General features: G+C 74.1%; 22 protein-coding genes. 17 read left to right on the top strand and 5 right to left on the bottom strand.

Going from position 1 to position 25760, the window contains the following annotated elements:
* The first annotated feature begins 3 nt into the window (after positions 1–3).
* Complete coding sequence (locus ACMCNK_RS11535; protein WP_412736390.1) at positions 4–2829, top strand: helix-turn-helix transcriptional regulator; 2826 nt, start codon at positions 4–6, stop codon at positions 2827–2829.
* A gap of 159 nt (positions 2830–2988) precedes the next feature.
* Complete coding sequence (locus ACMCNK_RS11540) at positions 2989–3759, top strand: DUF5995 family protein (protein ID WP_412736391.1); 771 nt, start codon at positions 2989–2991, stop codon at positions 3757–3759.
* A 14-nt stretch (positions 3760–3773) separates the two neighbouring features.
* Here the strand turns inward: ACMCNK_RS11540 and ACMCNK_RS11545 are convergent, their stop codons facing one another.
* Genes ACMCNK_RS11545 through ACMCNK_RS11555 form a run of 3 tightly spaced genes read right to left on the bottom strand, consistent with a single transcriptional unit; the run spans position 3774 to position 6374 of the window.
* The gene (locus ACMCNK_RS11545) at positions 3774–4310 is read right to left on the bottom strand and encodes a hypothetical protein (RefSeq protein WP_412736392.1); all 537 of its coding nucleotides are present in this window, start codon (positions 4308–4310) and stop codon (positions 3774–3776) included.
* Positions 4311–4345: 35 nt separating this feature from the next.
* Positions 4346–5692 (bottom strand): ATP-binding protein, encoded by a 1347-nt coding sequence (locus ACMCNK_RS11550; protein ID WP_412736393.1) that lies wholly within the window; start codon positions 5690–5692, stop codon positions 4346–4348.
* Entirely contained in the window at positions 5685–6374 is a 690-nt protein-coding gene (locus ACMCNK_RS11555; protein WP_412736394.1) for a response regulator transcription factor, read from the bottom strand. The genes ACMCNK_RS11550 and ACMCNK_RS11555 overlap by 8 nt, the downstream gene beginning before the upstream one ends.
* Before the next feature lie 110 nt (positions 6375–6484).
* Here ACMCNK_RS11555 and ACMCNK_RS11560 point away from each other — a divergent pair, with 110 nt between their 5' ends.
* The 6 genes from ACMCNK_RS11560 (at position 6485) to ACMCNK_RS11585 (ending at position 12923) form a co-directional block, all read left to right on the top strand.
* Positions 6485–7090 carry a winged helix-turn-helix domain-containing protein gene (locus tag ACMCNK_RS11560; protein ID WP_412736395.1) on the top strand — a complete coding sequence of 202 codons (606 nt, stop codon included), beginning with the start codon at positions 6485–6487 and terminating at the stop codon, positions 7088–7090.
* 1 nt (position 7091) lies between these two features.
* Positions 7092–8432, top strand: coding sequence for an MFS transporter (locus ACMCNK_RS11565; protein WP_412740823.1), 1341 nt, complete (start codon positions 7092–7094; stop codon positions 8430–8432).
* Positions 8433–8461: 29 nt separating this feature from the next.
* Entirely contained in the window at positions 8462–8836 is a 375-nt protein-coding gene (locus ACMCNK_RS11570; protein ID WP_412736396.1) for a VOC family protein, read from the top strand.
* A gap of 120 nt (positions 8837–8956) precedes the next feature.
* Positions 8957–10699, top strand: coding sequence for a putative Ig domain-containing protein (locus ACMCNK_RS11575; RefSeq protein WP_412736397.1), 1743 nt, complete (start codon positions 8957–8959; stop codon positions 10697–10699).
* Positions 10696–11382 carry a PilW family protein gene (locus tag ACMCNK_RS11580; RefSeq protein ID WP_412736398.1) on the top strand — a complete coding sequence of 229 codons (687 nt, stop codon included), beginning with the start codon at positions 10696–10698 and terminating at the stop codon, positions 11380–11382. The genes ACMCNK_RS11575 and ACMCNK_RS11580 overlap by 4 nt, the downstream gene beginning before the upstream one ends.
* On the top strand, positions 11379–12923 hold the full coding sequence (locus ACMCNK_RS11585) for a ricin-type beta-trefoil lectin domain protein (RefSeq protein ID WP_412736399.1): 1545 nt from the start codon (positions 11379–11381) through the stop codon (positions 12921–12923). Before ACMCNK_RS11580 ends, ACMCNK_RS11585 begins: the two co-directional genes overlap by 4 nt.
* A 3-nt stretch (positions 12924–12926) precedes the next feature.
* Here the strand turns inward: ACMCNK_RS11585 and ACMCNK_RS11590 are convergent, their stop codons facing one another.
* On the bottom strand, positions 12927–13721 hold the full coding sequence (locus ACMCNK_RS11590) for an AfsR/SARP family transcriptional regulator (RefSeq protein WP_412736400.1): 795 nt from the start codon (positions 13719–13721) through the stop codon (positions 12927–12929).
* Positions 13722–13809: 88 nt separating this feature from the next.
* Here ACMCNK_RS11590 and ACMCNK_RS11595 point away from each other — a divergent pair, with 88 nt between their 5' ends.
* Positions 13810–14820 (top strand): glutathione S-transferase family protein, encoded by a 1011-nt coding sequence (locus tag ACMCNK_RS11595; protein ID WP_412736401.1) that lies wholly within the window; start codon positions 13810–13812, stop codon positions 14818–14820.
* Here ACMCNK_RS11595 and ACMCNK_RS11600 read toward each other — a convergent pair.
* Positions 14808–15302, bottom strand: coding sequence for a MarR family winged helix-turn-helix transcriptional regulator (locus tag ACMCNK_RS11600; protein WP_412736402.1), 495 nt, complete (start codon positions 15300–15302; stop codon positions 14808–14810). The two genes, ACMCNK_RS11595 and ACMCNK_RS11600, sit on opposite strands and share 13 nt — an antisense overlap.
* 94 nt (positions 15303–15396) lie before the next feature.
* On the opposite strand from ACMCNK_RS11600, the gene ACMCNK_RS11605 reads away from it, so the two are divergent.
* The 8 genes from ACMCNK_RS11605 (at position 15397) to ACMCNK_RS11640 (ending at position 25754) form a co-directional block, all read left to right on the top strand.
* On the top strand, positions 15397–16320 hold the full coding sequence (locus ACMCNK_RS11605) for an EamA family transporter (RefSeq protein WP_412736403.1): 924 nt from the start codon (positions 15397–15399) through the stop codon (positions 16318–16320).
* On the top strand, positions 16310–19378 hold the full coding sequence (locus ACMCNK_RS11610) for a DUF5691 domain-containing protein (protein ID WP_412736404.1): 3069 nt from the start codon (positions 16310–16312) through the stop codon (positions 19376–19378). Before ACMCNK_RS11605 ends, ACMCNK_RS11610 begins: the two co-directional genes overlap by 11 nt.
* Complete coding sequence (locus tag ACMCNK_RS11615) at positions 19375–20436, top strand: ATP-binding protein (protein WP_412736405.1); 1062 nt, start codon at positions 19375–19377, stop codon at positions 20434–20436. Before ACMCNK_RS11610 ends, ACMCNK_RS11615 begins: the two co-directional genes overlap by 4 nt.
* Entirely contained in the window at positions 20429–22615 is a 2187-nt protein-coding gene (locus tag ACMCNK_RS11620) for a DUF5682 family protein (protein ID WP_412736406.1), read from the top strand. The genes ACMCNK_RS11615 and ACMCNK_RS11620 overlap by 8 nt, the downstream gene beginning before the upstream one ends.
* Complete coding sequence (locus ACMCNK_RS11625; protein WP_412736407.1) at positions 22612–23793, top strand: VWA domain-containing protein; 1182 nt, start codon at positions 22612–22614, stop codon at positions 23791–23793. The genes ACMCNK_RS11620 and ACMCNK_RS11625 overlap by 4 nt, the downstream gene beginning before the upstream one ends.
* Before the next feature lie 119 nt (positions 23794–23912).
* Positions 23913–24353, top strand: coding sequence for a nitroreductase family deazaflavin-dependent oxidoreductase (locus ACMCNK_RS11630; RefSeq protein WP_412736408.1), 441 nt, complete (start codon positions 23913–23915; stop codon positions 24351–24353).
* Positions 24354–24378: 25 nt separating this feature from the next.
* A complete protein-coding gene (locus ACMCNK_RS11635) occupies positions 24379–24504 on the top strand; it encodes a hypothetical protein (protein ID WP_412736409.1) in 126 nt (41 codons plus the stop codon).
* 74 nt (positions 24505–24578) lie between these two features.
* Positions 24579–25754, top strand: a complete 1176-nt coding sequence (locus tag ACMCNK_RS11640; protein ID WP_412736410.1) for a DUF5925 domain-containing protein — start codon at positions 24579–24581, stop codon at positions 25752–25754.
* The last annotated feature ends 6 nt before the right edge of the window (positions 25755–25760 follow it).

Below are 25760 nucleotides of genomic sequence, written 5' to 3' on the forward strand. Positions count from 1 at the left end.
GGCATGGCCAGCGAGGGGGACGAGGCGCCACTTGTCGGGCGCGCCGCCACGCTCGGTGAGCTGCGTTCCGACCTGCTGGACGTCGGGCCGGCCGGCACCGCCGCGGTGTTCGTGACCGGTGAGAGCGGCGTGGGCAAGACCCGGCTGCTGCACGAGACCGCCGATGCGCTGCGTGCGGCGGGGGCCGCCGTACTGTCGGGCACCTGCCTCGACATCGGTGACGCGTCGCCGCTGCACCCGGTGCTGCAGGCGCTGCGCCGCGGTGAGGCGGCGCCGGAGGCGGCGCCCGCGGGCGGGCCGCCGGACGACGCGGGCGCGCTGCTGGAGTGGGTGTCGCAGCGGCTGCGGGCGGTCGCCGGGGATCGTCCTCTGCTGCTGGTTCTCGACGACCTGCAGTGGGCCGACCGCAGCACCCGGCAGTTGCTGCTCTACCTGCTCGCCGGGCTGGGCGAGGTGAAACTGTCCGTGCTGGCCGCGGTGCGGGCCGAGTCGCTGCAGGGCAGCCACCCGCTGCGCCGGGTGCTCGCGGAGCTGCGGCGTCTGCGTTCGGTACGGGTGCTGGACCTGGCCCCGCTGGACCACGACGCGACCCGGGAGCTGGTCCGTGCCATCGCGGGCGAGCGGGTGGCGGTCGAGGACGTCGAGCAGGTCTTCAAGCGCAGCGGGGGCAACCCGTTCGTGGCCGAGGAGCTGGCGCGCGACCTGCGCGACGGGCGGGCCGAGCTGTCCGACACCTTGCGGGAGATCTTCCTGGCGCGGGTGGACGAGCTGCCCAAGCATGCGCATGCCGTGGTGCACGCGATCGCCGCCGGGGTGGAGCCGGTCGAGCATGCGGTGCTGGCGCGGGTGGTGCAGCTGGGCGGCGACGAGCTGCTGGACGCGGTCCGGGCGGCGGTCGCGCACCGGTTCGTGATCGGTGAGGCGGACGGCTACCGGCTGCGGCACCGGCTGGTCGCGGAGGTGCTGGAGCAGGAGGTGCTGCCCGCCGAGCGGGCCGCGCTGCACCGCCGGTACGCGGAGGCGCTGGAGGCCGATCCGGCGACGGCGGACCACGCCGCGCTGGCGCACCACTGGCAGCATGCCGGTGATCCGTTGCGGGCGTTGCCGTCGGTGGTGGCGGCGGCCCGGGCCGCGGAGCGTCTGTACGGCTTCGTCGAGGCGCACCGGTACTGGTCGGTGGCGCTGGACCTGGCGGGCGAGGGCACCGCGGAGATCGGCCGGACGGAGTTGCTGTCGCATGCCGCCGAGTCGGCGCACCAGTGCGGGGAGCACGCGCTGGCGCTGGCCCGTCTGGAGGAGCTGGCCGGGCGCCCGGACGCCCCGAGTACGTGCGCCCTGCACCTGCGCCGGGCGCGCTATCTGGCGGCGGCGGGCCGTACAGCGACCGCGGAGACCGAGTACGAGCGGGCGCTGGCTCTGGCCGACTGCACGCCGCGGGAGAAGGCCAGTGCGGCGGCCCATCTGGCCGAGTTGCTGCTGCACCTGGGCCGGTACGCGGACGCGAACGCCCGTGCGCGCGAGGCGCTGGAGCTGGCCGAGCTGGACGGCGCCACGGCCGATCTGGTGCGGGCCAGTGCGGCGCTGGGTTTCAGTTCGGCGTTCCGGGAGGACCCGGATGCGGGGCTGGCGGTGATCCGGCACGCGGTCCAGATCGCGGAGCGTTCCGGGCATCCGGACGACGTGGGGGTCGCGTATCTGCATCTGGCCGAGTTGCTCACCGGGCCGTTGAACAACCTGGAGGAGGGCGTGCTGGTGGCCCGCCGAGGGGCGGAGAAGCTGGCCGCGCTCGGGGTGGGACGTACGTATCAGACCCGGCTGCTGGCGATCGCCGCGAACGGGCTGTTCCGGGTGGGTCAGTGGGCGGAGGCGGACCGGGTGCTGGCCGACGCGATGCGGCACCGCCCGTCGGGCGCGGACGCGGTGGAGTTGCTGCTGGCGCGGTGCCGGCTGTGGGTGGGATTCGGTGACGAGGAGGCCGCCGACCGGGATCTGGACGCGATCGCCACGATGCTGGCCGGTGGCGGGGCGCGGCACGTGCTGCCGATGCTGACGTTGCGGGCCGGGCTGGCGATGTGGCGGGGCCGGCATGCGGAGGCGCGGGCCGCGGTGCAGCGCGGGCTCACCGAGACCCGTTCCGACGACCTGGTGCTGCTGGGGGTGCTGGCATGGCACGGGCTGCGGGCGGAGGCGGAGGCGCACGCCGCGGGTGACGTGCCGGTCGATCCGGGCGTGGTGCGCCGCCTGAAGGTGGTGGTGGACCGGATGAGCCAGGGTGCCGGGGACGCCGCCGCCCCGGTGCGGGCGGTGATCGACGGCTATCTGGAGTTGTGTGCGGCGGAGCTGAGCCGGCTGGAGGACCGGCCGGACCCGGAGCCGTGGGCCCGTGCGGCGTCCACGTGGGACCGGCGTAAGCAGCCGTACCCGGCGGCTTATGCGCGGCTGCGGCAGGCGGAGGCGGCGCTGGCCCGCAAGTCGCGCCGGTCGGTGGCGGTGGCCGCGTTGCGGCAGGCGTTCGAGACCGCGCAGGCGATGGGGGCGCGTCCGTTCGCGGCCGAGATCAGCGCCGTGGCCGCGCGGGCCCGGGTGCCGTTGACCAGCGACGACTCGGTCGAGGTTGGCCCGGCTGCACCGGTGGACGAGCTGGGTGTGCTGACCGAGCGCGAGCGGGAGGTGCTGAGCGCGGTGGCCGAGGGCCTGACGAACAAGGAGATCGGGCACCGGCTGTTCATCAGCGAGCGGACGGTCGGCGTGCACGTGGGGCACATCTTCGACAAGCTTCAGGTCCGTACGCGGGTGCAGGCCAGCCGGGTCTACCTCCGCGCGGCGTGACCTTTTCGTGACCTACGTACGGCGAATACGTCGTTCTACGGATCCCCCTGCCGGCACCGGATGACAGGCTGTTGGCACGGGGGAGCACCGCCCGGCGGCGAGGTCGCCGGGCGGTGCTTAGGGGCCCCTTGACTTGACTCACCGCGCGTGGAGGATCCGATGACGGAGTCGGTCTGGGGGCCCGTGCACGACGACATGGCCGCCCTGCTCAGTGGCCATCCGGACGACGTGCCCGCGGTCGTGGACCAGCTCACCAAGCTGCAGGACGTCCTGGAACGGGTCCCGCCGTTGCTGGACAGCAACCCGCTCGCCGACTTCAACAAGCTCTATCTGAAGATCACCACGTGCGTGCTGGAGCGGCTGTATGCGGGCCGGTTCGCCGACCCGGCGTTCCTGGCCCGGCTGGACGTGGAGTTCGCGGCCCGCTACTTCGACGCGCTGCGTCAGTGGACCGACGGCAGTACGTGCTGTCCGCGGGCGTGGGGGGTGCTGCTGAAACGGGTCGCCGGGCCGGACTGCCGCCCGCTGCCCTCGGCCGCCGCGGGGGTCAACGCGCACATCAACTTCGACCTGCCGTTCGCGCTGGTCACCACGTTCGACCACCTGGGTTGCGACCCGATCGACGACAGCGACCAGCATCACGACTACCTGCAGATCAACGAGATCTTCGCGGAGAACATCCCGAGCCTGCGCCGCGGCTACCTGGAGCACTGGCAGTTGCTCATCGACACCCTCAACGGGGATCTGGACGACTGGTGGCAGGGTGAGCTGGTCGACTACACCCGCGACGTGGCGTGGCGCAATGCGCAGAAGCTGTGGGCCGTACGCCACGATCTGATCGCCCTGGCCGACGAGCGCGACCGGCTCGACCAGAACGCGGCGACCCTGGGCCGGCTGCTGTTGTCGCCGCTGGGGGCGTTCCTGCAGTGACCCAGGGTCCCGGCTCACTTGATCGCGATGAGCCGGGCCGTCGCGGTGTCGCCGTCCTTGAGGCCCGCGATGCCGACCTCGACGCCGTTCTTGATCGCGGAGGTCGGGACGGCCTTGCGGTCCTGCACGAGTCGCAACTTGGCGCCGAAGCTCCAGGTCTGCGAGAAGCCGTCCGTCGACTTCACGGTCACGCCGTCCGCGTTGGCGGAGGTGACCGTGCCGCGCTGCACGACAACCGTCTTCATGCCGTTCTTGGACTGCACGGTCACCTCGCCGTGCAGCGTGTTCTTACGCAGGAACCGGCGGGCGGCGCCGATGCCCTTGCCCTTGCCCTGCTTGTCCTTCGGGCCGGTGGAGGTGGTCGCGGCCGGCGCCGGGTCGTCGGTCAGCCCGGTCTCGAACCCGACCTGGGCCAGCGCCTGCGCCTCGTCGGTGACGTCCGCGGCGGCCGCCGTTGCGGGGGCGTTCGACGCGGCGGTGCAGGCCGTCAGGCCCAGCAGGCCCGTCAGGGACAGCGTGGTCAGGGTCAGCGCGATGCGGGTACGTGTCATGGTGATCATGATTGCCGCGCCGGGCTCGGGCTGCGTCAGCGCTGTGTTCGGGCCGGGTAAGGAAGTGCGACCGTGAAGCGGGCCCCGCCCTCGGCGGCGTGACCTGCCTCGATGGTCCCGCCGAGCCGGTCCACGAGCCGCGCCGCCAGGGCCAGGCCGAGACCGCTGCCGACCTTGCGGATGCCGCGGTAGCGCTGGTTCAGGGCGCCGCGCTGGAACGCCACGGCGAGGTCGTCGTCGGTGAAGCCGGGGCCGCCGTCGCGGACCTCGACCACCCCGGCGCCGGCTTCCGCGCGGGCGGCGAGCACCAGCGGGGCGCCGGGCGGCACGATGCGCAGCGCGTTCTCGCACAGCCCGTCGAGGACCTGCCGGATCCGGCCGGGGTCGGTGTGCACGACGATCGGCGCGGACGGCGCCTCGACGAGCAGCAGCGGGCCGTCCGGGACGCAGCGCGGCGCCCACGCCTCGACGGCCGAACGCACCAGTTCCGCCAGGTCCACCTCGACGACGTCGATCGGCAGGTCGGCCGCCTCCAGCCGGGACAGGACGAGCAGGTCCGCGATCAGCCGGTCCAGCCGTTCCGCCTCGGCGAGCATGGTCGCCCCGGCCTTGGGGGCCCCGTCGGCGCCCACCACCCCGTCGGCGAGCGCTTCGGCGTACCCGCGGATGGTGGCCAGCGGGGTGCGCAGCTCGTGCGACACCGACAGCAGGAAGTCGCGTTCCCGGCCCTCGCTGGTCTCCAGCGCGGCGGCGAGCTGGTTGAACGCCCCGGCCAGCTCGGTGGCCTCGACGGGCGGGCGCACCGCGAGGCGCACCGTGCGCTCCCCCGCGGCCAGGCGGGTGGCCGCCTGGGCGGCTTGGCGGATGGGCCGCGCGATGAACCGGGCCTGCAACGCCCCCGCCAGCACGCCGCCGACCAGCCCGGCGAGCATCCCCAGCCACACCCCTTGCAGTGCCTGGACGGCCGCGCCGGTCGGGGGGCGGGTCAGCACCACGCCCGCGTCGTTGCCCTTCAGCGGGCGGCCCGCGATCATCATGGATTTGCCACCGACCATGCCCCTGGTGTCGACCTGCGCGCCGGCCGCCACCTGCTGCACGACCCGCGCGGGCAGCCCGGGCGAGTCCGCGACCCCGCGGCGGATCAGGTACACGTTGACGCCGTCGTCGCGGAGCTGGCTGACGATCTTCTCCCGGGCCGCAGGGGTGTGCAGCAGCTCGACCGCGATGGCGCTCTTCTCCTGCAGGTCGGCACGGGCCTGGTTGTTGGCGCGGCGGACCGCGACCGGCAGTGCCACCAGCGAGGTGACGATCACCGCGACGAACGCCGTGGCCACGGTGACCAGGACGACGCGGCCGGTGAGCGTACGGAAGAAGTTACGCATCGGCGGTGTAGCCGACGCCGCGCACGGTCCGGATCAGGTGGGCGGCGTCGCCGAGCTTCGCGCGGACCTGCGCCACGTGCACGTCGACCGTACGGGTGCCCGCGTGCGAGGCGTACCCCCACACGCTGGCCAGTAGTTCCTCGCGGGTGAAGACGCGGCCGGGGCGGCCCAGCAGGTGGCCGAGCAGGTCGAACTCGGTCGGGGTGAGCGCGAGCAGGCTGCCGTCGACCGTGACCTGGCGGCGGCCCGGGTCCAGCACGACCGGCCCGAGGGTGCGCACCGGGGAGTCGGGCGGGCCGGCGGCGCGGCGCAGCAGCCCTTTGACCCGGGCGACCAGTTCCCGCGGGCTGAACGGCTTGGTCACGTAGTCGTCGCCGCCCAGTTCGAGGCCGAGGATGCGGTCCACCTCGTCGTCGCGGGCGGTGAGGAAGATGACCGGTGTCCAGTCGCCGTCGGCACGCAGCTTGCGGCAGATCTCGGTGCCCTCCATGCCGGGCAGCGCGATGTCCAGCACGCAGACGACCGGGCGCAGCCGGCGCGCCGCGGCCAGCCCGGCGGCGCCGTCGTGCTCCACGTGCACGCCGAATCCGTCGCGGGTCAGGTACATCCGGACGAGGTCGGCGATCGGGCGCTCGTCCTCGACGACGAGCACGAGTCCCTTGCCGGCCTGCGATTCAGTCACGGACCCATCATGCCGGGCGGGTGCACGGGCCGGTGTTCGGGCAACGTAAGCGCAGCCGGACGGCCTTCGATGGGTTGCTAAAGACTTCTTTCTAAAGCATTCTCTAGGGTATGCCTGACGGGACACCCGACCGCACGGTCAAGCTCGCCGACCCGCGCACGCTGCGGGCGTACGCGCATCCGCTGCGGATGAGCCTGATCGGCCTGCTGCGCACCGAGGGCCCGATGACCGCCACCCAGGCCGCCGCCCGGCTCGACGACAACGTGCCGAACTGCTCGTTCCACCTGCGGCAGCTCGCCAAGTACGGGCTCGCCGAACGCGCCCCGGCCGCCGACGGCCGGGAGCGACCGTGGCAGGCCACCGCGCAGACCACGTCCTGGGACGACGACTCCGACGACCCGGCCATGCGGGCGGCGACGGACGAGCTCAACGGCGTGCTGCTGGGCAGCTTCATGCAGCGCGCGCAGGCGTACCTGGCGGTCCGCGGGGACGAGCCCGCGCCGTGGCGGGCCGCCGCCGGCTTCGACGACGCTCTGCTGCACGTCACCGCGGCGGAGCTGCGCGCACTGACCGACCAGATCGAGGCGCTGCTCGCCCGGTACGACGAACGGCTCACCGACCCCGCGAAACGTCCGCCCGGGTCGCGCCCGGTGCAGCTCATCCAGTTGGCGGTGCCGCGAGGCCCGGTGCCCGGCGAGGAGACCGGCCGTGGCTGACCTGATCGCGCCGCCCCGCGCCCGCGGCCTGCCCCCGCTGCTGCACCGGGCGACGTTCCGGCGGTACTGGGCCGCGCAGACCGTCTCGCTGTTCGGCGATCAGGTCACCGTGCTCGCCATGCCGCTGCTGGCCGCGCTCACGATCGGCGCCGGACCGGCCGAGATGGGTTACCTGACCGCGGCGGCGCTGCTGCCGAACCTGTTCTTCTCGCTGCCCGCGGGCGCCTGGGCGGACCGGTATCCCCGCAAACGGCACCTCATGATCATCGCCGACCTGGGCCGGGCGGTACTGCTGGTGGCCGTACCGCTGCTGTGGTGGGCGGGCGCGCTGAGCCTGCCACTGGTCTACGCGGTCGCGTTCCTGGCCGGCACACTGTCGGTCCTGTTCGAGGTGGCGCACAGCAGCATGTTCGCCGCGCTGGTGCCACGCGACGACTACATGCAGGCCAACAGCCTGATCAACGGCAGCCGGGCCATGGCGTACGTGGCCGGGCCGAGCCTGGGCGGCATGCTCGTCCAGGTCCTCGCCGCACCCCTGGCCCTGGTCGCCGACGTGGTCACGTACCTGGCCTCGGCCGCGCTCCTGAGCCGCCTCGACGTCACCGACCCGCCCGTGGAGCGCGCCTCCGGCCTGGGCATGGCCGCCGGCGTCCGGTACGTGGCCCGCTCCGCCACGCTGCGGCCCCTGCTGCTCGCCGCCACCACGCTCAACCTGTTCAACTACCTCTTCGCGGCCCTGTTCGTCCTGTACGTCACGACCGAGCTGCACGTCTCCCCCGGCACACTCGGCCTGGTCATCGGGGCCGGCTCCGTCGGCGGACTGGTCGGCGCCGCGATCACCGGCCCGGTCAGCCGCCGGATCGGCATCGGGCCCGCACTGATCCTCGGCCTCGTCGCGTTCCCGGCTCCCCTGATCCTCGTGCCACTGGCCGGCTCGGCCCACGTACCGGTGCTCGCGCTGCTCGTCGTGGCCGAGTTCGTCTCCGCTCTGGGCGTCATGCTCCTCGACATCACGTCCGGGTCGGTGCAGACCGCGGCCACGCCGCAGACGATGCTCGCCGTGGTCGCCGGTTTCAAACGCACCGTCAACTACGGCGTCCGGCCGCTCGGTGCCGTGCTCGGCGGCGCGCTGGGCGCCACGATCGGCATCCGCCCCACCCTCTGGATCGCCACCGTCGGCGCCCTGCTCGGTGTGCTCTGGGTGCTGTTCTCCCCGCTGCGCACCATGCGCCGGCTTCCCGGCGACCCGGTGACTGCGGACCATGAACCGCTCCCCGCGGACCCGCTGACTGCTGCGCCCGGGCCGACGATGGAGCCCGCTGCGGAGGGCTCCCGGGCATAGGCTGACGGTTGTTTGCGAGGAGGCAGGTCATGGACAGAGTCGTCCATTTCGAGGTCCCGTTCGACGACGCTGAGCGGGCGCACACGTTCTACCGCGAGGCGTTCGGCTGGAAGCTCGACGCGATGCCGGACTTCGCGTACACGATGGTGACCACGACCCCGACCGACGACCGCGGGCGGCCCAGCGAGACCGGCGGCATCAACGGCGGGATGCTGAAACGGCAGGCGCAGATCACCTCGCCGGTGATCACGGTCGGGGTCGAGGACCTCGACGACGCCCTCACCCGCATCGAGAAGCTGGGCGGCACGATCGCCATCGGCCGCCAGCCCGTGGGCACCATGGGCTTCAGCGCGTACGTGCAGGACACCGAGGGCAACCTCATCGGCCTCTGGCAGAACGCCTGACCCACGGCTCACCTCTCCCGGCGCCGCGCCGGCCGGTTTCCTAACCCGGGGCCGCCCGCCCGCCGATCGGTGTGAAAGTCCAGTGCACCGTACGCGCCGCCCGGCGGCAGGGGAGAGCCGATGCGCACCGCTGCAGCATGCCGAGCCGCGTGCTCGCTGCAGCGCGCCCCCGACCGGGCCGACGACCGCGGGTTCACGCTGGTCGAGGTGCTGGTCTCGCTCGCCGTGATCGGCACGGTGATGACCGCGCTCGCCCCGTTCCTGATCCGGTCCCTGGCGGTGGTGTCGGATCAGCGGGCCCGGCAGGTCGCCATCCAGCTCGCCGGTGACGCCGTCGAACGCGCCCGCGCGCTGACCGGCACCACCGCCCTGGCCGGGCGCAGCGAGATGGCCACCAACGCGCAGTGGACCGCCGCCCCGAGCCCGGTCCGGCCGTACCTGCAGAGTATGTCCCCGGCGTGGGACACGCTGCTGAAGGCGGGCTCCGGCGCGGGTGCCGCGGCGGGGCTGCCCACCAGCGCGGTCGTGACGCCGGTCAACGGCGTCTCGTACTCCCAGAACTGGTATCTGGGCATCTGCCGGCAGCAGTTCGGTTCCGCGGGCTCGTGCGACGACCCCGCGGCGTCCGACCCCGACCCGGCGAAGGCGGACGTGCCGTTCCTGCGCGTCGTGGCCGCCGTCACCTGGCCGGACCGGGCCTGCCCGGCCGGCTCCTGCGCGTACGTGACGACCACCCTGATCAGCTCCGCGCCCGACCCGGTCTTCAACCTCGACCGGCCCGCCCCGAAGGTCGACGACCCGGGCGCACAGACCGGCTACGCCAAGATCGCCACGCCCGGGCTGCAACTCACCTCCACCGGCGGCACCCTGCCGCTGACCTGGAGCTTCACCGGCCTGCCGCCGGGCCTGACCGCGACGCCCGGGGGCCAGGTCACCGGCACCCCGGACGATCCCGGCACGGACGTGGTCTACACCGTGACGGCCACGGTGAAGGACCGGCGCGGGCGCACCGCCAGCGCCAACTTCCCGTGGACGATCTGGGCCGCTCCGGTGCTGGTGAGCCCCGGCGACCAGAGCACCCGCGCCGGCTCACCGGCCTGGCTGGCGATGGGCCTGACCCACGGCGTCGACCCGGTCGCCTGGAACGCCACCGGCCTGCCCGACGGCCTGGTCATCGACCCGAACACCGGGGTCGTCTCCGGCACCCCGACCGCGACCAGCCGTACGGTCTCCCGGGTCACGGTCACCGCCACGGACAAGCCGGGCCGCAGCACCCAGGTGAGCTTCACCTGGACCGTGGTGACCCTGGCCGTGCCCGGGATGACGACCCGCACGGACCACGTCCGCGACACCGTGAGCTTCTCCGTGCCCGCACCGTCGGGCGGGGCCGCGCCGTACACGTACTCGATCATGAACGTGCCCGGGGACCCGTCCGACATCTCGATCGACCCGGCCACCGGGAAGATCACCGGCAAGATCACCTACGCGAGCCGGTTCTTCACCACGGTCTACGTCACGGACGCGAACGGCGACCGGGTCGAGACGACGTTCCTGTGGAACGTGCTGCCGAGCCAGCCCAACGACATGATCATCAGTGCGCCCGACCCGGCCGCGCCCGAGCAGACCGGCACGGTCGGCAAGGCCGTGACACTGACCACGGACGTGACCGGCGGCAGCGCCAGCACGGTCACCTGGTCGGCGACGGGCCTGCCACCGGGACTGTCGGTCAAGGCCGGTCCCGGCCGGACCGGCGTGATCACCGGCACCCCGACCCTCCCCGGGACGTTCCGCGTGACGCTCAAGGCCGTGGACTCCACCAACAAGTACGCCGTGGTGATGTTCGACTGGACGGTGCTGCCGTGAGGGCCGTGATGCGTACGTGGCGGCGCCGGCCCCGCCGCGGCGACGAGGGCGTGACCCTGCTCGAAGTGATGATCGCGATGAGCATCCTCGGGGTGCTCATGACGATCTTCACCAACGCCGTGCTGGACGTCTACCACGCGGTCGACAAGGGCACGAACGGCGCCACGGTGCAGAGCCAGTTGCACCTCGCGGTCGAACGACTGGACCAGGACGTCCGCTACTCCTCCGGGATCACCGCACCCAACGCGACGCCGGTCGGCGGCGCCTGGTACGTCGAGTACCTCACCCCGAACCCGGCCACGACCCAGCTCGAATGCCACCAGCTGCGGCTGGCCCCCGCCCCCGGCGCCGGGTCCACCGGGGCGGTCGGGGTGCTGCAGCTGCTGCGCTGGGCCCCCGGGCACCCACCGGCACCGGGTACGGCCGGACAGACCATCGCCTCGCAGATCGTGCTGCCCGGCGGCGGCGTTCCGGCCCCGTTCCAACGGACCCTGGCCGACAACAAGCCCCAGCCCGGCGCCCCGGTCGGCGGCGACTTCGTCCCGGACTACATGCTGCTGCGGTTGCAGCTCACGTCCAGCGCCGGACGGGCGACCAGCACGGCGAGGTTCACGTTCACGGCACTCAACACGTCCCGCGACACCCCGTCGGACAACGTCTGCGGCGAGGGGAGGCCGGCATGAGACTGCGCCGCCGCACGACATCCGACGGCACCGACCGGGGGTCGCTGCCCATCGCGATGCTGCTCACTCTGGTCGGCCTGACCATGAGCGCGCTGCTGGTCCCCGCGGTCCTCGAACAGGTGCACGGCACCCGCGACAGCTCGGACCGCACCCGTGCGCTGCACGCCGCCGAGGCAGGCCTCGACGCCGCGATGGGCCAGATCCGCGCGTCGGTCGACGGCACCGGCGCGGGCGACGCGGCCCGCCTGCCGACCGCGGCGCTCAGCGGCAACGCCGCGCCGGACGGCGGCGAACGCTACCGCGTCACGATCGAGTACCGGGACCTGGACGGCAACGCGCTCGGCCCCGCGCTCGCCGAGCAGCCCGGCACCGCGGTGCTCGTGTCGACCGGCGTGGCGGGTGCGACCGGGACCTTCGACGCGCACACCGCCGGCGCCCGCACGCTGCAGGCGACCTACGCGTTCCGTACGTCCAACGAGAACATCCCGGGCGGCCAGATCCACGTCCGCAGTTCCCGGGTGGATCTGTGCATCGACGCCGGCTCGGCGGATCCGGCCGCGGGCACCCCGGTGACGATGCAGCCGTGCGGGGACGCCCCGCAGCCACCGTCGCAGCTGTTCTCGTACAACCGGGACCTGACCATCACGCTCGTATCGTCGCGGACGTCGGCGAACTCGGCCGGCATGTGCCTGGACGCCGGCACCCCGCACACCGTGGGCGCCCCGGTCGTGCTGCAGAAGTGCACCGGGACCAGCCCAGCCGCGGCGCGTCAGCAGTGGAGCGCCAACGACGTCGCGAACCTCATGGGCACCAGCGACGGCGCGACGCTGGACGGTTTCTGCTTCAACGTCCAGCAGCCGGACACCGCGGGCAGCCCGGTCGTGCTCGGCAAGGGCGGCAACTGCGGGGGCAACTACGACAACAAGCAGACGTTCCAGCCGGATGCGACCGTCGGGGCCGGAGCCGCCGGCCCGGCCACCGGTCAGCTCGTGAACTACCAGCAGTTCGGACGCTGCCTGGACATCACCGAGGCGAACAAGAGCGCGTCGTACCTGATCGCCTGGCCGTGCAAGCAGGCGCCCAACCCCAACAACGTGCTGTGGAACCAGCGGTGGAAGATGCCGGCGACGAGCGGGCCGAACAACACCGGCACCGGGCGTATCTACGTCACCGACGGCGGCACGGACTACTGCCTGAAGAGTCCCGGCACGACCGCGGCGTACCCGACCGTGGTGGCCTGCCCGTCCGGCACGCTGCCGGCGGAGCTGACCTGGACGGTGTACGGCTACACCGGCAACTACGCCACCAGCTACCAGATCGCCGACGGCGCCCACCCGACCACCGCCGGGCTGTGCCTGGCCGTCTCCGATCTCAAGGCCACGGCACCCGAGGTGTACGACTCGCCCAGGTACACCGGGCCGCCGATCAGCCGCATCGTGCTGCGTACGTGTGACGGCAAGACCGCGCAGAAGTGGAACGCCCCGGCGGGCCTGTCGCGCCCGTCCCCGCTGACGGACTTCCGCGAGCGCACCGCGGGCTGAGCGTCAACCGCGCGGGCGGTCGGTCGTGGCCGCGCCGGGCACGACCGCCGCGTCGTCGTTCCGGATGGCCCGTTCGAGTGCGCGCAGCCCCGGGCCGTCCCCGATGCCGAGTTCCTCGAACAGCAGATCCCGCACCCGCGTGATCGCCGCCAGCGCGTCGGCCTGGCGCCCGTCCCGGTACAACGCCGCCGCGTACAGCTCCCACAGCCGTTCCCGGTACGGCATCTCCCGCACCAGCTCGCCCAGCTCGGTGACGCACCACCCGGCGTCGCCGAGCTGCAGCCGGGCCTCCGCGCGGTCCTGCACCGCCTGGGCGCGCAGATTCTCCAGGTGGGCGATCGTCGGCCCGGCGAACGGCTCGCCCGAGAACTCGGCGAGCGGGGCGCCGCGCCACTCGGCGAGCGCCGCGTCCAGTGTCCGGACCGCCTGCGCCGGCTGCCCGGCGGTCACCGCCGCCCGTCCCGCCGCCGCACCGGCCGCGAACCGGCACACGTCGACGGCGTCGGGCTCGACGTCCACGAGGTAGCCGGTCTCGCGGGCGACCAGGACCGGCCCGGCGGTGCCGAGCGCGGCGCGCAGGGCGGCGACGTGGTTGCCGACGTCCGCGGCGGCGTCCGGCGGGGGCGCGCCCGGCCAGAGCTGGGCGATGATCTCCGTCAGGCCGACGAGCGTGCCGGGCCGCAGCAACAGCAGGGCGAGCAGGGCCCGCGGGGTACGTGCGCCGAGCGGGTACGCCCGCCCCGGCGCGCCGCTCACCCGCAGCGGCCCGAACAGGTGAAACGTCAGCTCCTCTGCCACCGGCACCCTCCGCACCCAGACGCTACCCGGATCGGGGCCCGCCCGGTTGGACGGGCGGCGGGACCCATGGCGCGGCAGGATGGGAGCCATGGCGTACGTCAATCCGTCCGGTGAATTCACCCGCGACCAGCGCTACATCAGCACCCGGATCACCGCCGACGGCCGCGACGGCTACCCCGTCGAGCCCGGCCGGTACCGGCTCGTGGTCAGCCGAGCCTGCCCGTGGGCCAACCGCGCGATCATCGTGCGCCGCCTGCTCGGCCTGGAGGACGTCCTGTCCATGGCCATCGCCGGGCCCACGCACGACGCGCGGAGCTGGACGTTCGACCTGGACCCGGGCGGCCGCGACCCGGTGCTCGGCATCGAGCGGCTGCAGGAGGCGTTCTTCGCCCGGTTCCCGGAGTACGACAAGGGCATCACCGTGCCCGCGATCGTGGACGTACCGACCGGGCAGGTGGTCACGAACGACTTCGCGCAGATCACGATCGACCTGAGTCTGGAGTGGAGGAAGCACCACCGCGAGGGCGCACCGCAGCTCTACCCGGAGCATCTGCGCGACGAGATCGACGAGGTCAACCGGTACGTGTTCGCCGACGTCAACAACGGCGTCTACCGGGCGGGTTTCGCGGGCACCCAGGAGGCGTACGAGAAGGCGTACCGGAGGCTGTTCGACCGCCTGGACTGGCTGTCGCAGCGACTGGCGGACCGCCGCTACCTGGTCGGGGACACCATCACCGAGGCGGACGTGCGGCTGTTCACCACGCTGGCCCGCTTCGACGCCGTGTACCACGGCCACTTCAAGTGCAACCGGCAGAAGCTGACCGAGATGCCGGTGCTGTGGGCGTACGCGCGGGACCTGTTCCAGACTCCCGGCTTCGGCGACACGATCGACTTCGTGCACATCAAGCAGCACTACTACGTGGTGCACTCCGACATCAATCCGACGCGGATCGTGCCGGCCGGCCCGGATCTGTCCGGCTGGCTGACCGAGCACGGGCGGGCGGCCCTGGGCGGGCGGCCGTACGGCGAGGGCACCCCGCCGCCGCTGCGGGCCGACGAGGCCGTACCCGCGGGCCACGGCGCGGATCAGGCCTCGTAGGGGTCCAGCGCGGCGCGCAGCAGGGCATCCAGGTCGCGCTGCTGCGCGGGGGTCAGGTGGGACAGCAGGCGCTGCTGCTCGGCCAGCCCCGCGCCGACCGCGGCGTCGGCGACCCGCCGCCCTTCCGTGGTCAGGCTGACCAGGACGCCGCGCCGGTCGTGCGGGTCCGGTGAGCGGCTCACCAGGCCGGCCTTCTCGAGCCGGTCCAGCCGGGCCGTGGTGCCGCCGCTGCTGAGCATCATCGAGGCGGCCAGCGCCCCGGGGGACAGCTGGAACGGCTCCCCGGCCCGCCGCAGCGTGGCCACGACGTCGAACTCGGGCCGCCCGATGCCGTGCCGGCCGTACGCCCGCTCGACCTCGTCGCCGGACAGCCGGGCGAGCCGGTAGATGCGGCCGAAGATCGACATGGCGGTGGTGTCGAGCTCGGGGCGCTCGTGCGACCACTGCGCGATGATGCGGTCCACGCCGCGGGGACGGTCCATGTGTCGATTATCTCGATGTCGAGCTTCTTGACAAGGAGAGAACTCCGAGCGAGTCTCTTTATGTCGAGATACTTTGCGTCGAGGGAGTCGGTTCATGTCACGTGTCCTGCTGGTCACGGCACTCACGCCGGTCGCCTGGGGCACCACGTACGCGGTGACCACCGAATTCCTCCCCCCGGACCGGCCGCTGCTCGCCGCGACCCTGCGCGCCCTGCCCGCCGGCCTGCTCCTGCTCGCCCTCACCCGGCGGCTGCCCCGCGGCGACTGGTGGTGGCGGTCCGCGGTGCTCGGCGCACTCAACATCGCGGTCTTCTTCGCGCTGCTGTTCTGCAGCGCGTACCGGCTGCCCGGCGGCATGGCCGCGGTCCTCGGGGCCGCCCAGCCGCTGGTCGTGGCGGGGCTGTCCGCGCTGCTGCTCAGCGAGCGGGTCTCCCTGCGTACGGTGCTGGCGGGTCTCGCGGGCGTGGCCGGGGTCGCCATGGCCGTGCTGAGCGCCTCGGCCCGGCTGGACACGATCGGCGTGCTCGCCGGGCTCGGCGGCGCCGTGTCGATGGGGCTGGGGCTGGTACTGGCCAAGCGCTGGGGCCGCCCGAACGCGTCCCTGCTCACCGTGACGGGCTGGCAGCTCACCGCCGGTGGGCTGATGCTCGTGCCGGTCACCCTGGCCGTCGAGGGGCTGCCCGGTTCGCTCACGGCCGGCAACCTCGCCGGGTACGCCTACCTGTCGCTGATCGGCACGGCGCTGGCGTACACGATGTGGTTCCGGGGCCTGGAACGCCTGCCCGCCACCAAGGTGTCGCTGCTCGCGCTGCTCTCCCCCGTCGTGGCGACCGTGGTGGGCTGGGCGGCACTCGCGCAGGAACTCACCCCGGCGCAGCTCGTGGGCATGGCCGTCGCGTTCGGCGCCGTGCTCGTCGGGGCGCGGTCGGCGCGGATCGTCCCCAAGGCGGAACCCGACGCCGTGGAGCCGGTCGGAAACGTCGTACCGCGCGCATACAGTGCGGCGTGTGCCCGTTGAACGACTGCCCGCACCGCCCGCACTGCCTCCTGACAACGATCAGCGCGCCGATCACGAGCTGAGCCCGATCGAGCGCTGGAGCGCACAGCAGGTCGCCGCGCTGGCGCCCGATCCAGCCTCGCTGCGCGCCGCCCGCGCGGTGAGCGGCACCGGCCACTGGTCCAGCGCGGGTCTGCTCGACGATGTCCTGTGGGGACTGTGCCGCGGCAGCGGCGCCACGCCGTATCAGGTGTGCGTGGATCTTTCCGGCCCGGCGTACAAGTGCTCCTGCCCCAGCCGCAAGATCCCGTGCAAGCACGCGCTCGGGCTGCTGCTGCGCTGGGCCGACGGCCTGGAACCGGCGACCGGGCCGGTCCCGCAGTTCGTGGCCGAGTGGCGGGCGGCGCGGGCCGCCCGCGCCGCCCGGGCGGCGGCGCCGCGCGGCTCCGGCCCGGCCGATCCGGCCGGCGCACGGCAGCGCGCCCAGCAGCGCGCGGAGCGGATCGCCGGCGGCCTGGCGGAGCTGCGCCGCTGGCTCGACGACCAGGTGCAGCAGGGCCTGGCGGCGGCAGAGCAGGCGGGTCACCGGCCGTTCGAGACGATGGCCGCCCGGCTGGTCGACGCTCAGGCGCCCGCCGCCGCCGCGACCGTGCGGCGCCTGGGCGGCCTGGTCGGCGTCGGTCCACTGTGGGCGGACAGACTCCTCGGCGAGCTGGGGCTGCTGCGCCTGCTGGTCTCCGGCCACGAGCGCCTCGACGGGCTGCCGCCCGGCCTCGCGGCCACGGTCCGGTCCCGCATCGGCTTTCCCGTCGCCACCGACGACGTCCTCGCCGGGCCCCGCGTCACCGACCGGTGGCAGGTGCTCGGTCAGGTCGAAACCGACGACGGTACGCTCACGACGAGGCGCACCTGGCTGCGCGGCGTCGACAGTGGACGCTTTGCTCTCGTTCTGGCGTTCGCGGCGGCGGGCCAGACCCTGCCGGCCGATCTCACCCCCGGCACCGAGCTGCGGGCCGATGTGTGTTTCTACCCGGGCACGGCACCACTGCGGGCCCTGGTCGCCGAGCGGCACAGTGCCGCGGGCGTCTGCGCCGAGCCGGCCGGGGCGCTCCCGGCCCGGGCCGCGCTGGCCGGATGGGCCCGGGCACTGGCCGCCGACCCCTGGCGCCACGACGCGCCGGTGCTGCTCGCGGGCGTGACACCGGCCCGGACGGGCCACCTTGTCGACACGACCGGGGAAGCCCTGCCGTTGGCATCGGACCACCACGAGCCGTGGTGGTTGCTCGCGGCCGCGGGCGGCGCCCCCGCCACGGTGGCCGCCGAGTGGGGGCCCGCCGGGCTGCGTCCGCTCGCCGCGTGGATCAACGGGAGGTACGTCCCGGCCGCCCCGCCCACGTTCGAGCCGGGCGGCCCCGAACGGCCGCCGGAACTGCCCGCCGACCTGCTGGCCGCGGCGCTGCTGGGCACGGCTCGCCGCCCGTGGGACCGGCCGGGCGTACCCGTCGGCGGGCGCACTCTCACCCGGTCGGCACAGCCCACGCAGGCGGCGTCCGGGCCTGCGCAGCCTGGGCCCGCCGCGTCCGAGCCTGCGCAGCCAGGGCCCGCGGCGTCCGAGCCTGCGCAGCCAGGGCCCGCGGCGTCCGAGCCGTCAGCGTCCGGGCCCGCGGCCCTGCTGGAAGCGGCCGCTGCCGCGCTGATCTATCGCCGTGCCGGGACCACCCCGGTCACCGGGCAGCAGCCCGTGCCGGCCGCGCCACCGGAGCGGGAGGCACCGCTGCCCGCCACGGCAGCCGACCGGCTGCTGCGGATCCTCGACGGCGATGCGCCCGGCGGCGCCCAGACGGCCCAGGAGCTGCTGGCCCAGTGGCTGGTGGCCGCGGCGCGGCGCGGCGGGCACGTCCCCGCGCAGGCACTGCCCGCGCTGCTGGACGCCGGGCGGCGCAACGCCACCCTGCGGCCTGCCCTGGGCATGGTCGCCGGGCGGCGCGGCCCGTGGCTCGCCGCCCAGCGGGCCGACTGGCGATGGCTGCTCGACGAGGCACCCGGTGCCGCCGACGACGGACCCGAGGTGTGGCGCACCGGGTCGACCGGCGAGCGGATGGCATACCTGTCCCGGATCCGGGCCGCCGATCCGGCCGCCGCGCGGGACCTGCTGACCGCGAGCTGGGACACCGAGCCGGCCGAGGAACGCGCCCGGTTCGTGGCGGCGCTCGGCCCCGGCCTGTCGCTCACCGACGACCCGTTCCTCGAACGGGCGCTCGACGATCCGCGCCGGGAGGTCCGCGACGTCGCGGCGGACCTGCTGCGACGGCTTCCCGGCTCGAGTCTGACCCGGCGCATGGCGCGGCGGGCCCACGCCGCCGTCCGGGTGGACCGCGGCCGAGCCGGTGCGGACCGGCTCGCGGTGGACCCGCCGCAGACGCTGGACCCGGGGCTGCGCCGCGACGGTGTGGGCGCCACCCCGGCCCGCGGCATGGGTATCGGGGCGTGGCTGCTCGAGGAGGTGATCGCCGGGAGCCCGCTCGATTCCTGGACGACCGCGTTCGACCGGGACCCGGCGGCGGTGGTGGAGCTCGGCCGCGCCGACGACTGGGCAACCCCGCTGCTGCACGGCTGGGCCAAGGCGGCGATCGCCCAGCAGGCACCGGAGTGGGCGGCGGCCCTGCTCGCGGCGGACGCCCGCCGCGGCGGCGCGGGCCTGCGCGAGGCGGTGCGCTGGGATCTGCACCTCGTCCTGCCGGCCGCCGAGCTCGGCCGCCTCGCCGCGGACGCGCTGCGCCGCGAGGACCACGTCGCACACCGGCTGCTCGCCGTCCACCCGGGCCGGTGGCCCGACGAGCTGGCGGTCGCCGTGATCGAGACGATCGCCCACCGCGCACGCCACGACCGGCACAGCTGGCAGCTCGGCGAGCTGTGCCGCGCGGCCGCCATGGCCATGCCCACCACGTACGCCGCGGCCGTCGCGCGGCTCGCGGCCGAGCTGGACGCCGAACCCGCCGACCCGTCCCGGGTGCGCCCGGTCGCGGAGCTCGCCCGGACCCTCATCTTCCGCCACGAGATGCTTCAGGAGTTGCAGTGACCGCTGTGCGTCCCCACGCCGAGGACCAGTACGCCGAGGAGCTGGCCCTGCTGGCCGCCGCCGACGACCGCCCCCGCCCGCCCGGCTGGCGGCTGTCCCCGCAGGCGGTGGTCACGTACCTGCTCGGCGACGGCACGAAGGTGACCCCCAAGTACGTGGGCCCGCGCCGGCTCATCGAGGTGGCGGTGTCCACACTGGCCACCGACCGGGCTCTGCTGCTGCTCGGCGTGCCCGGCACCGCGAAGACGTGGGTGTCCGAGCACCTGGCCGCCGCGATCTCCGGTGACTCCACGCTGCTGGTGCAGGGTACGGCCGGCACCGCCGAGGAGGCGATCCGGTACGGCTGGAACTACGCCCGCCTGCTCGCCGAGGGCCCCACGGAGGCCGCGCTGGTGCCCAGCCCGGTGATGCGGGCGATGCAGCGCGGCTCGATCGTGCGGGTGGAGGAGCTGACCCGGGTCCCCTCCGACGTCCAGGACGCCCTGATCACGACCCTGTCGGAGAAGACGCTGCCCGTGCCCGAGCTGAACACGGAGGTGCCGGCGCAGCGCGGGTTCAACCTCATCGCGACCGCCAACGACCGCGACCGCGGGGTCAACGAGCTGTCCAGCGCGCTGCGCCGCCGGTTCAACACCGTGGTCCTGCCCGTCCCGGCATCCGCCGACGAGGAGGTGGAGATCGTGGCCCGCCGGGTCGCCCAGCTCGGCCGGGCGCTGGAGTTGCCCGAGGTGCCGGCCGCGCTCGACGAGATCCGGCGGGTGGTCACGGTGTTCCGCGAGCTGCGCGGCGGGCTCACCGAGGACGGCCGGACGAAGCTCAAGTCCCCCACCGCCACCCTGTCCCCAGCCGAGGCGATCTCCGTGGTCACCAATGGCATGGCGCTGGCCGCGCATTTCGGCGACGGTCGCCTGCGCGCCGCGGACGTCGCCGCCGGCATCGTCGGCGCGGTCGTCAAGGACCCGGTCTCCGACCGCGTGGTCTGGCGCGAGTACCTGGAGACGGTCGTGCGGGAGCGGCCCGACTGGAGCGACTTCTACCGCGCCGCCCGCGATGCCTGAGCAGCTGTACGGCATCCGCCACCACGGGCCCGGCTCGGCCCGCGCGCTGCTGCAGGAGCTGGACCGGCAGCGCCCCGAGATCCTGCTGATCGAGGGGCCACCCGAGGCGGACGAGCTGGTGCAGTGGGCTGCCGACGAGCAGCTGACCCCGCCCGTGGCGCTGCTCGGTTACGCGGTCGACGACCCGCGCCACGCCGCGTTCTGGCCGTTCGCGGTGTTCTCCCCCGAGTGGCAGGCGCTGCGGTGGGCGGTCACCCACGGCGTGCCGGTGCGCTTCTTCGACCTTCCGTACGCGTACCGCACCGCGGGCACGCCGCGAGCGGGCACGGCACGACCGGCCGACCCGATCGGGGCGCTCGCGGCCGCGGCCGGGTACGACGACCCGGAACGCTGGTGGGAGGACGTCGTCGAGCACCGGGGGATGCCCGCGTTCGCCGCGATCGCCGAGGCGATGACCGCGCTGCGGGAGTCCACTCCCGACGATCCCGAGGATCTGGTGCGCGAGGCGTACATGCGGACCGTGCTGCGCGAGGTGCGGCGTACCGGGCAGGAGGTGGCCGTGGTGTGCGGGGCCTGGCACGTTCCCGCGCTGGCCCGCGCGGTGCCGGTCAAGGACGACGCGGCGCTGCTCAAGGGCCACCGCAGGGCGAAGGTCGCGTTCACCTGGGTCCCGTGGACGTACGGGCGGCTGGCCACCGCGTCCGGCTACGGGGCCGGGGTACGCTCCCCCGGCTGGTACCACCACCTGTTCAGCACCGTCGACGAGGTGGTGCCGCGCTGGCTGGTGGACGCCGCCGGGGTGCTGCGGGCCGAGGGGGTGCCCACCTCGTCCGCACACGTCATCGAGGCGGCCCGGCTCGCCGAGGCGCTGGCGACCCTGCGCGGGCGCCCGCTCGCGGGGCTGGCCGAGGTGACCGAGGCCGCGGAGGCCGTGATGTGCGACGGCGAGCCGCTGCGTACGGAACTGATCGGCCGCCGCCTGATCGTCGGCGAACGGCTCGGCGGGGTACCGGAGGCGATGCCCGCGGTGCCGCTCGCCCGGGACCTGGCCGCGCAGCAGCGCTCCGTACGGCTGAAGCCGGAAGCGCTCGACCGGGTGCTGGAGCTGGACCTGCGGCGCGACATCGACCTGCGGCGCAGCCGGCTGCTGCACCGGCTGCGCCGCATCGGTGTGCCGTGGGGTGAGCCCGACGCGGCGCGGCGGGGCATGGGCACGTTCCGGGAGGCGTGGCGGCTGCGCTGGCAGCCGGAGTTCGCGGTGCAGCTCGTGGAACAGAGCATGTACGGCACCACGGTGAGCGCCGCGGCCACCGCCCGGGTCACCGAGGCGGCCGGGGCGGCCACCTCGCTCGCCGAGGTCACCGCACTGGTGGAGGCGTGCCTGCTGGCCGATCTGACCGACGCGTACCCGCCGGTGCTGGTGGCGCTGGACGCCCGCGCCGCCGCCGACGCCGACGTCGGGCACCTGATGGCCGCGATTCCGGCGCTCGCCCGCACGCTGCGCTACGGCGACGTCCGCCGGACCGACGTGGCGGGGCTGGCGGCGGTGACGACGAGCCTGTTCGACCGGGTCTGCGCGGGACTGCCCGCGGCGGCCGGGGCGGTCGCCGACTCCGCCGCCAAGGAGCTGCGCAAACAGGTCGACGGCGTGCATTCCGCGGTGGCGCTGCTCGACGACGCGGCGTTGCGGGACCGCTGGTTGGCCACGCTGTCCGCGGTGGCGGCCCGCGCCGACCTGCACGGGCTGCTGGCGGGCCGGGTCACCCGGCTGTTGCACGATGCCGGGCGCCTCGACGACACCGAGGTGCGCCGCCGTTTGCGGCTGCCGTTGACGGTCGGCACCCCGCCCGCGCACGGCGCCGCCTGGGTCGAGGGGTTCCTGTCCGGCGGCGGGTTGCTCCTGGTGCACGATGATGCGCTGCTGAGCCTGCTCGACGCGTGGCTCGCCGACATTCCCGCCGAGGCGTTCGACGACGTGCTGCCGCTGCTGCGCCGTACGTTCGGCGGGTTCGCGGCCGGCGAGCGCCGGGCCATCGGCGAGCGCGTGGCCGACGCCTCGTCGGGCCGGCGCACCGGTGGCCCGGCCGCCGCGCTGGACCACGACCGCGCCGCGGCCGTGCTGCCGACCCTGAGCGCCTTGCTGGGTCACGACATCCACGCATGGGAGGCGCAGCGATGACCGATCCGGACGACCCGGCCCGCCGGGAACGGCTGCGCCGGTGGCGGCTCGTGCTGGGCGGCCCCGCGCAGGAATCCCTCGGCGCCGCCACGGGCCGCGACGGAGCCATGGACGCCGCCCTGGCCGCACTGTACGACGCCGCCGAGCAGGAGCCCGGCGCCGACCGGCGGCCCGGCCGCTCCGGTGGGCTCGGCGGCTCCGCGCCGCGGGTCGCGCGCTGGCTCGGCGACATCCGGGAGTACTTCCCCAGCACGGTGGTGCAGGTCATGCAGGCCGACGCGATCGAGCGGCTGGACCTGTCCCGGCTGCTGCTGGAGCCGGAGATGCTGGCGGCGGTCGAGCCTGACGTCCACCTCGTGGGCACCCTGCTGTCGCTCAACGGGGTCATGCCCGCCGAGGCCAAGCAGGCCGCCCGGCGGGTGGTCCGCACGGTCGTCGACGACCTGGAGCGCCGCCTGGAGCAGCGGACCCGCGCCGCGATCATGGGCGCCCTGAACCGGGCGGCCCGGATCCACCGGCCGCGGCACGCCGACATCGACTGGAACCGTACGATCCGCGCCAACCTGCGGCACTACCAGCCGACACATCGGACGGTGATCCCGCAGCGGCTGATCGGGTACGACCGGCGCGCCTCGGCGGTGCACCGCGACGTGGTGCTCTGCGTCGACCAGTCCGGCTCGATGGCCGCCTCGGTGGTGTTCGCCGGGGTGTTCGCGGCCGTGCTGGCGTCGGTGCGGTCGCTGCGCACGTCGCTGGTGGTTTTCGACACCGCCGTGGTCGACCTGACGGAACAGCTCAGCGACCCGGTGGAGGTGCTGTTCGGGACACAGCTCGGCGGCGGCACGGACATCAACCGGGCCTTGGCGTACGCGCAGCAGCTCGTCACCCGCCCGCGGGAGACCATCGTCGTGCTCGTCAGCGACCTGTACGAGGGCGGCGTGCGGGAGCAGATGCTGCGCCGGGTGGCGGAGCTGACCGCGGCCGGGGTGCAGGTGGTGGCGCTGCTGGCGCTCTCCGACGAGGGGGCACCGGCGTACGACCACGAGAACGCGGCGGCGCTGGCGGCGCTCGGGGTGCCCGCGTTCGCCTGCACTCCGGACGCGTTCCCGGATCTGATGGCGGCGGCGATCGAGCGGCGCGACCTCATGGCGTTCGCTCAGCGCCACACCGCCGGGTGATCTTCACCCACGACCGTGCCCGCTGCGGCGGCGTGGACCGCACCCGACCCCCGGGGCGCGCGCCTACTGTGGAGGCGTCACCGATCGAGTCGCCCGATCGTACCGAGGAAGGAACACGCATGCCGCTGTCCGGAGAGTACGAGCCCAGCCCCGTCGACTGGGCCCGCAAGCAGGCCGAAACGTACGAGGCGAGCGGCGGCACCGAAGCGGACACGATCGTCGGCCTGCCGGTCGTGGTGCTGACCTCCGTGGGAGCGAAGACCGGAAAGCTGCGCAAGACCGCACTGATGCGTGTCGAGCACGACGGCCGGTACGCGGTGGTCGGCTCGCTCGGCGGCGCCCCGCAGAACCCGGTGTGGGTGTACAACGTGCGCAAGCATCCGCACGTCGAGCTGCAGGACGGCCCGGAGCGGCGCGACTTCACCGCGCATGAGACCGACGGCGACGAGCGGGCCGTGTGGTGGGAGCGTGCGGTCACGGCCTACCCGCAGTACGCGGATTACCAGCGGAACACCGAGCGCGTCATCCCGGTCTTCGTCCTCACCCCGCAGGCGGACTGAACCAGCGAGCGGACCGAGCCTGCGCATGGACCGAGCCCGCGCATGGACCGAGCCCGCGCATGGACCGAGCCCGCGCATGGACCGAGCCCGCGCATGGACCGACCCCGCCCAGGCCGAACTCGACGCGATCCGGGCCGTGCACCTGGGCTGAATCGGCCCGGAGACCGGGCCCCGGCTGCCGAAAACGGGATGCCACGCCGGCACCCGTAGACGATCATGGGGCGCATGCGTACCCCCCACCAGACTGCCGAGCGGCTCGGCGGCCGTGCCATGGAGCAGGCGGCCGACCGGTCCGCAGCCACCGGCGCCACCGCCCAGCCGCGTCCGGCCGGTGGGGTGCCGCTGTCCGGCGCCATCGACGACGCGGACCGTCTGATCGACGTGGTCGACCTGCTCGCCCTCGACGCGTTCGCGACCGGTCGTGAGCCGTACGGTCGCACCAGTTACCTGGAGAACATCCGCTCGGACGCGCGGCTGAGCACGGACGACGCCCGCACCGTGCGCGAAGCAGTCGAGGAGGACACCCACGGCCGCCTCGCCGTGGGTGACGGCTGGACGCTGCACGTGACCCGGTGGCCGCAGAGCCGGCGCGCCCGGCTGACGGTCACTGCGGTCACTGCGGAACTGGCCGAGCGCGTACTGACCACCGCCACCGACGGCGCGGTCGAGCCGCCCGCACCGACCGCCGACACCGTACCGATCGGCTTCTGGCACCTCGGCCAGCACGGCCCCCGCCGGGTGCAGCGCGACATCGAGGCCACCGGGTGGCCGCAGATCCGCCGCAACTACGCGAGCCCGGTGGCGAATGCCCTCGAACAGCTCATGGCGTTGGACGGCACGTCGGTGAACGGCCGCCTCCTGCTGCTGCACGGGGAGCCGGGAACGGGCAAGACCACGGCGCTGCGGGCGCTGGCCCAGCAGTGGCGTTCGTGGTGCCAGGTGGACTGCGTACTGGACCCGGAGCGGTTGTTCAACGACCCGGCGTACCTGATGAATGTCGCGCTGGGCGGCGGTGACGACGACGAGCCGCACTGGCGGCTGCTGATGCTGGAGGACTGCGACGAGCTGATCAGCGGCGAGGCCAAGGCGAGCGCGGGGCAGTCGTTGTCGCGGCTGCTCAACCTGACCGACGGGCTGCTCGGCCAGGGCCGCCACGCGCTCATCGCGATCACGACCAACGAGGACCTGGCGTCGTTGCATCCGGCGGTCGTGCGGCCGGGCCGCTGTCTGGCGAGCATCGAGGTCGGGCGGCTGCCGTACGGCGAGGCCGTCGACTGGCTCGGCCGTCCGGCGGGCATCGGCCCGGACGGCGCCACGCTGGCCGAACTGTACGCGCTGCGCGCCGACGCCCGCCCGCTCGCGGTGACCGCCCCGCCACCCGCGACCGGCCTCTACCTGTGACGCCAC

It is taken from the genome of Krasilnikovia sp. MM14-A1259 (genome assembly GCF_047159535.1).
In the GTDB taxonomy this organism is placed as follows: domain Bacteria; phylum Actinomycetota; class Actinomycetes; order Mycobacteriales; family Micromonosporaceae; genus Actinoplanes.